Origin of the sequence: Defluviitalea phaphyphila (genome assembly GCF_001466305.1) — a bacterium.
In the GTDB taxonomy this organism is placed as follows: domain Bacteria; phylum Bacillota; class Clostridia; order Lachnospirales; family Defluviitaleaceae; genus Defluviitalea_A; species Defluviitalea_A phaphyphila.
In genome coordinates, this window is sequence record NZ_JWID01000036.1 from 1 (window position 1) to 7,672 (window position 7,672).

The 7,672-nt window shown below is 28.9% G+C and carries 9 protein-coding genes and 7 tRNA genes; 15 read left to right on the top strand and 1 reads right to left on the bottom strand.

Features of this window, described 5'->3' with window-relative positions; genetic code table 11:
• Positions 1 to 98 precede the first annotated feature (98 nt).
• From OM90_RS11545 to rsmI, 15 genes are all read left to right on the top strand, one after another.
• Positions 99 to 172, top strand: a tRNA-Asp gene (locus OM90_RS11545).
• 15 nt (positions 173 to 187) lie between these two features.
• A tRNA-Val gene (locus tag OM90_RS11550) sits at positions 188 to 263 on the top strand.
• Positions 264 to 302: 39 nt separating this feature from the next.
• A tRNA-Thr gene (locus OM90_RS11555) sits at positions 303 to 375 on the top strand.
• A gap of 4 nt (positions 376 to 379) precedes the next feature.
• Positions 380 to 462: transfer RNA gene (locus OM90_RS11560), tRNA-Tyr, on the top strand.
• Positions 463 to 471: 9 nt separating this feature from the next.
• Positions 472 to 545 (top strand) — tRNA-Met (locus tag OM90_RS11565).
• Positions 546 to 551: 6 nt separating this feature from the next.
• A tRNA-Phe gene (locus tag OM90_RS11570) sits at positions 552 to 627 on the top strand.
• A gap of 14 nt (positions 628 to 641) precedes the next feature.
• Positions 642 to 714: transfer RNA gene (locus tag OM90_RS11575), tRNA-Lys, on the top strand.
• A 95-nt stretch (positions 715 to 809) separates the two neighbouring features.
• Positions 810 to 2,210, top strand: coding sequence for an aminotransferase class I/II-fold pyridoxal phosphate-dependent enzyme (locus OM90_RS11580; RefSeq protein WP_058487026.1), 1,401 nt, complete (start codon positions 810 to 812; stop codon positions 2,208 to 2,210).
• Entirely contained in the window at positions 2,207 to 2,833 is a 627-nt protein-coding gene (gene tmk / locus OM90_RS11585; RefSeq protein WP_058487027.1) for a dTMP kinase, read from the top strand. Before OM90_RS11580 ends, tmk begins: the two co-directional genes overlap by 4 nt.
• A gap of 1 nt (position 2,834) precedes the next feature.
• Positions 2,835 to 3,155: a cyclic-di-AMP receptor gene (locus OM90_RS11590; RefSeq protein ID WP_058487028.1), complete on the top strand. Its 321-nt coding sequence runs from the start codon at positions 2,835 to 2,837 to the stop codon at positions 3,153 to 3,155.
• Positions 3,156 to 3,173: 18 nt separating this feature from the next.
• On the top strand, positions 3,174 to 3,617 hold the full coding sequence (locus OM90_RS11595) for a YaaR family protein (protein ID WP_058487029.1): 444 nt from the start codon (positions 3,174 to 3,176) through the stop codon (positions 3,615 to 3,617).
• A gap of 64 nt (positions 3,618 to 3,681) precedes the next feature.
• On the top strand, positions 3,682 to 4,665 hold the full coding sequence (locus OM90_RS11600; RefSeq protein ID WP_058487030.1) for a DNA polymerase III subunit: 984 nt from the start codon (positions 3,682 to 3,684) through the stop codon (positions 4,663 to 4,665).
• Complete coding sequence (locus OM90_RS11605; protein WP_058487031.1) at positions 4,658 to 5,593, top strand: PSP1 domain-containing protein; 936 nt, start codon at positions 4,658 to 4,660, stop codon at positions 5,591 to 5,593. The genes OM90_RS11600 and OM90_RS11605 overlap by 8 nt, the downstream gene beginning before the upstream one ends.
• Positions 5,580 to 6,332, top strand: coding sequence for a tRNA1(Val) (adenine(37)-N6)-methyltransferase (locus tag OM90_RS11610; protein WP_058487032.1), 753 nt, complete (start codon positions 5,580 to 5,582; stop codon positions 6,330 to 6,332). Before OM90_RS11605 ends, OM90_RS11610 begins: the two co-directional genes overlap by 14 nt.
• Entirely contained in the window at positions 6,333 to 7,178 is an 846-nt protein-coding gene (gene rsmI, locus OM90_RS11615) for a 16S rRNA (cytidine(1402)-2'-O)-methyltransferase (RefSeq protein ID WP_058487033.1), read from the top strand.
• A gap of 24 nt (positions 7,179 to 7,202) precedes the next feature.
• Here the strand turns inward: rsmI and OM90_RS11620 are convergent, their stop codons facing one another.
• Positions 7,203 to 7,472, bottom strand: a complete 270-nt coding sequence (locus tag OM90_RS11620) for an AbrB/MazE/SpoVT family DNA-binding domain-containing protein (RefSeq protein WP_058487034.1) — start codon at positions 7,470 to 7,472, stop codon at positions 7,203 to 7,205.
• Positions 7,473 to 7,672 lie beyond the last annotated feature (200 nt).

The window sequence follows — 7,672 nt, forward strand, 5'->3', positions numbered from 1 at the left end:
GTAAGCATGGTAACATGTTTAGCTGATAGGTACTAATAGGTCGAGGGCTTGACCTATAAGGCTCTAGTGTTTAGTTTTGAGGGTGTAAATATAAATATGGCCCAGTGGCTCAGTTGGTTAGAGCGTCGGCCTGTCACGCCGAAGGTCGAGGGTTCGAGTCCCTTCTGGGTCGTCATGTTTTATTTTTGGGCGCATAGCTCAGCTGGGAGAGCACCTGCCTTACAAGCAGGGGGTCACAGGTTCGAGTCCTGTTGCGCCCACCAGAAGAATAAAATTTTATAAATTGTATAAAATAATAATATGCCGACGTGGCTCAATTGGCAGAGCAGCTGACTTGTAATCAGCAGGTTATCGGTTCGAGTCCGATCGTCGGCTTTATGGAGGGATTCCCGAGTGGCCAAAGGGGGCAGACTGTAAATCTGTTGGCTTAAGCCTTCGAAGGTTCGAATCCTTCTCCCTCCATCAATATGACGCGGAGTGGAGCAGCCTGGTAGCTCGTCGGGCTCATAACCCGAAGGTCAGAGGTTCAAATCCTCTCTCCGCAATTAATTGCCCAGATAGCTCAGTCGGTAGAGCAGAGGACTGAAAATCCTCGTGTCGGTGGTTCGATTCCGCCTCTGGGCACCATATTATGTTAAAAAGGGCTACTAGCTCAGATGGTAGAGCACTGGACTTTTAATCCAGGTGTCCCGGGTTCGAGTCCCGGGTAGCTCACTAAGGACCATAGATTTTCTATGGTCTTTTTTTTATTTAAAACATATAATATTTTTGATATAATAAATATACAATTTTTATATAGGATGGATTATATGATAAAAGCACCTTTATATGAAAAATTGATAAATTATTATAAAGAAGGTATTTATCCTTTTCATATGCCGGGACATAAATTAGGAAGAGGTTTAGAAAATATTAATTTGTTTAATTTAGATGTAACAGAAATACCGGGAATGGATAATTTATATGAAGCAAAAGAGGTAATAGCCAAAGCAGAAAATTTAATGGCTAAAACCTTTGGAGCAGATGAAACTATATTTTTAGTTAATGGTTCTACAACAGGAGTTATAGCTTCCATATTAGGAGTAACTAATCCTAAAGACGAAATAATTATAGCAAGAAATAGCCATCATTCTGCTTATAATGCTATGATATTAGGTGATGTGATACCCCATTATATTAATCCTAATATTATAAAATCTTATGGATTATTAGGAGGAATATCTCCAAAAGATATAGAAGAGAAACTTATAGCTTATCCCAATTCTAAAGCGGTATTTATTACTAGTCCTACTTATGAAGGGTTTACTTCTGATATTAAAGAAATTGCTTATATAACACATAAATATAATAAAATTTTAATTGTAGATGAAGCCCATGGAGCACATTTTAATTTTCATTCCAAATTTCCTAAAACTGCTCTTGAAAAAGGAGCAGATATAGTAATTCAAAGTCTTCATAAGACCCTTCCAGCACTTACTCAAACTGCTCTTATGCATTTTAAGGGAGATAGAGTTAATAAGAATAAAGTAAAGCAAATCATTAGAATGATTCAAACTAGTAGTCCTTCTTATATTTTTATGGGAATGATGGATTTACTTAGAAGTAAATTAGAAAAAAGTGAAAATTATTTTAATGAATATATTAATAGATTGGATATTCTAAGAAATAATTTTAATAATAAATTAAATAACATAATTATTCTAGGAAAAGAATTAAATGGGAAATATGGCATTAAAGAAATTGACATTTCTAGATTAGTTTTTTATACTGGAAGATGTAATAAATCAGGTACAGAAATTGATGAGATTCTTAGACATAAATATAAAATTCAAATGGAATTATCAAGCCCAATTCATTTAGTTGGAATTACAAGTATATCTGATACTAAAGAAGGATTTCATAAACTTGAAGAAGCTATGTTTAATATAGATAAAAAATTAAGGTTAAAAGAAAATAGTACCGATATATATAATATAATTAACCCTTCTTTAGAAATAGAAATTTCTCCAAGAGAAGCTTTTTATTCACCTAGAAAAATTATATCTTTAGATAAAGCAAAAGGAGAAATTAGTGCTAATTTTGTAGTATTTTATCCTCCAGGAATCCCCTTATTATCTCCCGGAGAGAAAATTACAAAATTTCACATAGAGCAGATAAAAAAACGAACAAAAGAAGACATAATAGAGATTATTGAACGGGGTGTAATATGAAAGGTTTGTTTATTACTGTAGAAGGTCCTGATGGCTCAGGGAAGACAACTCAAATAAAAGAATTAGAAAAATATTTTATAAATAAGGGATATGAAGTTATTTTAACAAGAGAACCGGGAGGAACCAAAATTAGCGAAAAAATTAGAAATATTATTTTAGACATAGAAAATAAAGAATTATCAGATATGACAGAGGCTCTTTTATATGCAGCTTCTAGGGCACAACATGTAAAAGAAAAAATAAAACCAGCCATAGATGAAGGAAAAATTGTAATTAGCGATAGATTTGTAGACTCTAGTATTGTTTATCAAGGTTATGCTAGGGGAATAGGAATAGAAATAATAGAAGAGATTAATAAATTTGCTATACAAAATACTATGCCCGATATTACATTTTTCTTTGATATTGAGCCTAAATTAGCTATGAAAAGAAAGGTAAGTCAAAAGGCTTTAGATAGGTTAGAAAATGAAAATATGTCTTTTCATAATCTAGTGTATAAAGGTTATAAAATATTAGCAGATCGTTATCCTAATAGAATTAAGGTTATTAATGCAAGGAATAGTATAGAAGAAGTTAGAGAACAAATATTAAGGGAATTAAAGGTTTTCTTAAAGGAGGGTTAATATGAAGCTTATAACCGCAATTATTCATGATGATGATGCCCATGGAGTAATGGATGAATTAAGTAAACATGGTTTTGGAGTTACTAAATTAGCTAGCACAGGAGGATTTTTAAAATCTGGTAATACAACTCTTATTATAGGAGCGGAAGAAGATAAGGTGGAAGAAGCTATAAAGCTTATAGAAAAAAGATGTAAAAGTAGAAAGCAAATTACTTCGGCTAATTTACCCTCAACTGAAGGATATATTCCATATCCTATAGAAGTGACTGTAGGAGGAGCTACAATTTTTGTGTTAGATGTAGACCAATTTAAAAAAATTTAAGTTAAGGAGTAAGTTTAAATGAATATGAAAGTTGAGTCAGTTCAAGCACCATCTGTTAACACTATTACTGAAAAAAAAGAAAAAGTAGTAGATAAAGATTTTTCTTTTACTCTTTTAAGTAAAATAGAAGAAGCAGAACTTCAACAAAAATTAGAAAAAATGGTAGAAGACATAACCGTTCAAGGCAAAAAGTTGGCTGACCACATGGATGTTAAAGATTTAAAAAAATATAGGATGATGATTTCTGATTTTATGAATGAGATAGTATCAAGATCTCATCAATTTTCTAGAGAAAATTTTTTAGATAAAAGAGGAAGACATAGAGTATATGGAATTATAAAAAAAGTAAATAATAATTTAGATGAACTGGCACAAGAATTAATAAAAAAAGAAAAAGACCATTTAAAAATATTATCAAGAGTAGATGAAATTAGGGGATTGCTTTTAGACATTATAACATAATTAATTAACTGCTGTATAATTACAGCGGTATTTTTTTTAAACATCTCTAAAAAGGAGTTTTTTTATGTATACTTTTGAAGAAATCATTGGACATAAAGAAATCATAGAAAATCTAAAAAGAAGAATTAAATATAAAAAAGTATCTCATAGTTATATATTTGATGGGATAGAAGGAATAGGGAAAAAAACTATAGCCAAAACATATGCTAAGACTTTGCAATGTCTTAAAGGAGGAGTAACTCCTTGTAATGAATGTAGCTCATGTAGAGCTTTTGATTCAGGAAATCATCCCGATGTATTTTTTATAGATACAGATAAAAAAAGTTTAGGGGTAGATGATATTAGAAATAGTATTCAAAAAGATATAGAAACAAAGCCTTATAAATATAAATATAAAATTTATATAATAGAAAAGGCTGATAAAATGACAATACAAGCTCAAAATGCTCTTTTAAAAACTATAGAAGAACCTCCCTCCTATGGAATTATAATACTTTTATCTAATAATTTTAAGCAATTTTTACCTACTATTATATCAAGATGTTCTATTCTAAAGTTAAATCCTTTAAAACCTAAAGAAATAAAGAAATATTTTAATAATATAGATAAAAATATAGATTTATATATTGCTTTTAGTGGAGGAAGTATAGGAATAGTTAAAAATATGCTAGAATCTAATAAATTTTTAGATATAAGAGAAAAAATGATTGAATGGATATATAAAATTCAAGAAGACGACCTTATAAATTTATTTGAAATACAAAAAGAAATGGAAATTTATAAGGAAGATATAGATATTGTTTTGGATTTAATGTATATTTGGTATAGAGATATTCTATTTATAAAAGAAATAGGAAATAATGAATATATAATAAATAAAGATAAAATAAATGAGTTGTTGAATATGAGTATGAATTTATCTTATAATAAAATTAGTAAAAGTTTAGAAGCTATTGCTAATACAAAGATATATCTTAAACAAAACGCTAATTTTAGGCTTGCACTAGAAATTATGCTATTAAATATAAAGGAGAATATACATGGTTAATGTAATAGGAGTTCGTTTTAGAAAAGCAGGGAAAATATATTATTTTGATCCAGAGGATTTACAAATAGATACGGGAGAACATGTTATTGTAGAAACTGCTAGGGGAATAGAGTATGGAACAGTTGTGATTCCTAATAGAAATATATGTGAACATAAATTAGTACAGCCTTTAAAAAAAGTAATAAGAATTGCTACAGAAGAAGATGACAAAATACATGCCCAAAATAAAGAAAAAGAAAAAGAAGCTTTTGATATATGTAAACAAAAAATAGCAGAACACGGTTTAGAAATGAAATTAATAGATGTAGAGTTTACCTTTGATAATAATAAAATTATGTTTTATTTTACAGCTGATGGGAGAATAGATTTTAGAGAATTAGTAAAAGATTTGGCAGCCATTTTTAGGACAAGAATTGAACTTAGGCAAATTGGAGTTAGAGATGAAACTAAAATGATGGGAGGCATTGGAATATGTGGGAAATGCCTTTGCTGTTCTAGTTTTTTATCCGAATTTCAACCAGTATCAATAAAAATGGCAAAAGATCAAAATCTTTCCCTAAATCCTACTAAAATATCAGGAGTATGTGGAAGACTTATGTGTTGTTTAAAATATGAGGAAGATGTTTATAAAGAAATTAATGAAAAACTTCCTGAAATAGGACAAGAGGTAACTACGCCTGATGGAGACGGTACAGTATTATCTGTTAATGTATTGCGTCAATTAGTTAAAGTAGCTGTTGTAAAAAAAGAAGGAGATACAGAAGCTAATGTTTATCATTTAGATGAACTAGAATTTATGCCTAATGTAAAAAAAGTATATGAAGAAAACGAAGAATCTGAGTTAATTTTAGAAGAAACATTGAATAAAGAAGATAAAGAAAATGAAGAAGAATTAATTTTAGAGGAAGAATTTAATGAAGAAGATTAATTTAAAAAAAGGAGAAAGAATAGATGACCTTAATTTAAAGGGATATAATATTATACAAAATCCTAATTTTTTTTGTTTTGGTATGGATGCAGTTTTACTTTCATCCTTTACCAAAATAAAAGATGGAGAAGTTGTTCTTGATTTAGGTTCAGGAAATGGAATAATTCCTATTCTTTTAGAAGCTAAGACTAAGGGTAAAAAATTTATAGGACTTGAAATTCAAGAAGAAAATGTAGATATGGCAAGAAGAAGTATTTTACTTAATGATATTAAAGAAAAAGTTGAAGTTCATATAGGAGATATTAAAAAAATAAAAGATTATTACAAAGCAAATTCCTTTGATGTGGTCACATCAAATCCTCCCTATATGAATAATGGAGGGGGATTTCATAATTTAAATGAAGCAAAAACTATAGCAAGACATGAAGTACTATGTTCTTTAGAAGATGTAATATATGCAGCTTCTTATGTATTAAAAAATAAGGGAAGATTTTATATGGTTCATAGACCTCACAGATTAGTGGATATAATAGTTTTATTAAGGAAATATCATCTAGAACCTAAGACATTAAGAATGGTACATCCATATATTAATAAAGAACCTAATATGGTTCTTATAGAAGCAATAAAGAATGCTAAAGCACTCCTTAAAGTTTTAAATCCTATTATAGTATATAAAAAAGAAGGACAATATACAGACGAACTACTTAAATTATATGGAATGAAAGGGAGTATTTAAATGACAGGAATATTATATTTGTGTGCAACTCCCATAGGAAATTTAGAAGATATTACTTATAGGGCTGTAAGAATATTAAAAGAAGTTGATTTAATAGCAGCAGAAGATACAAGACATACTAAAAAACTTTTAAATTACTTAGAAATAAATACTCCATTAACAAGTTATCATGAGCATAATAAAAAAGTAAAAGGTCCTGTTCTTATAAAAAAACTACAAGATGGTTTAAATATTGCTCTTGTAACTGATGCAGGAACTCCTGGAATATCGGATCCTGGAGAAGATTTAGTAAAACTTGCTCATAAAAATAATATAAAGGTTACGCCAATACCGGGGGCAGTAGCAGCTATATCAGGACTTATAGTATCAGGAATTTCAACGGATAGGTTTGTATTTGAAGGATTTTTACCAACAGATACTAAGAAAAAGAAAGAAAGATTAGAAAAATTATCTAAGGAAGAAAGAACTATTATTCTTTATGAAGCTCCACATAGGATTTTTAAGACTTTAGAGGCACTATATAAAACATTAGGTAATAGAAAAATATCTATTATAAGAGAAATTACTAAACAATATGAAGAAATTAAACTTTTTACTCTTGAAGAAAGTATAAAATATTATGAGAAAAATTCACCTAAAGGAGAATTTGTTTTAGTTATAGAAGGAATATCAGATGAAGAAATAAATAAAATTAACGAAAAAAAGTGGGAACACATTAAAATAGATGAACATTTTAAGCTTTATTTAGAAAAAGGAATGAATAAGAAAGATGCGATGAAACAAGTCGCTAAAGATAGAGGAATAACTAAGAGAGAAGTATATAAAATAATTCATGAAATAAAATAAAAAAAGCCAAATATTTGGCTTTTTTTATTTTTGTTCTTTAAGTTCTAAACCAGCTAATCTTACAAGTTCAAGAATAGTTTCTTTAGAAATTTTCTTTCCTTTATAATCGATTAAATCTTCCATACTACCAGTAAAAATATCTGCTGGTTGATATTTCTTTAAGATGATTTTGTCGTTATCAACAAAAATTTCTAAAGCATCTTTTTCGTGAATATCTAGATTTCTTCTTAATTCGATAGGTAAAACAACTCTACCTAATTCGTCTACTTTTCTTACAACACCTGTAGATTTCATGACATATCCTCTCCTCTTACATTTTGTTTTTCGACAATTTATTACAATCCAAGAGTACCATAATTAACAATAAAAGTCAATAACTTTTTTAAAAAAAAATAAAAAAAATACAAATTCTAAATTGCAATATTAAATGCAACACTTATGTTTAGTAGAAATCATGCTTGATTTTAGGTGTTAAAGTATAAAATTAGCCTTAA

What these genes read in the sequence shown, in the direction of transcription:
- OM90_RS11580 (WP_058487026.1), top strand. Translation starts at nt 810, where the DNA reads ATGATAAAAGCACCTTTATATGAAAAATTGATAAATTATTATAAAGAA.
- tmk (WP_058487027.1), top strand. Translation starts at nt 2,207, where the DNA reads ATGAAAGGTTTGTTTATTACTGTAGAAGGTCCTGATGGCTCAGGGAAG.
- OM90_RS11595 (WP_058487029.1), top strand. Translation starts at nt 3,174, where the DNA reads ATGAATATGAAAGTTGAGTCAGTTCAAGCACCATCTGTTAACACTATT.
- OM90_RS11590 (WP_058487028.1), top strand. Translation starts at nt 2,835, where the DNA reads ATGAAGCTTATAACCGCAATTATTCATGATGATGATGCCCATGGAGTA.
- OM90_RS11605 (WP_058487031.1), top strand. Translation starts at nt 4,658, where the DNA reads ATGGTTAATGTAATAGGAGTTCGTTTTAGAAAAGCAGGGAAAATATAT.
- rsmI (WP_058487033.1), top strand. Translation starts at nt 6,333, where the DNA reads ATGACAGGAATATTATATTTGTGTGCAACTCCCATAGGAAATTTAGAA.
- OM90_RS11610 (WP_058487032.1), top strand. Translation starts at nt 5,580, where the DNA reads ATGAAGAAGATTAATTTAAAAAAAGGAGAAAGAATAGATGACCTTAAT.
- OM90_RS11600 (WP_058487030.1), top strand. Translation starts at nt 3,682, where the DNA reads ATGTATACTTTTGAAGAAATCATTGGACATAAAGAAATCATAGAAAAT.
- OM90_RS11620 (WP_058487034.1), bottom strand. Translation starts at nt 7,472, where the DNA reads ATGAAATCTACAGGTGTTGTAAGAAAAGTAGACGAATTAGGTAGAGTT.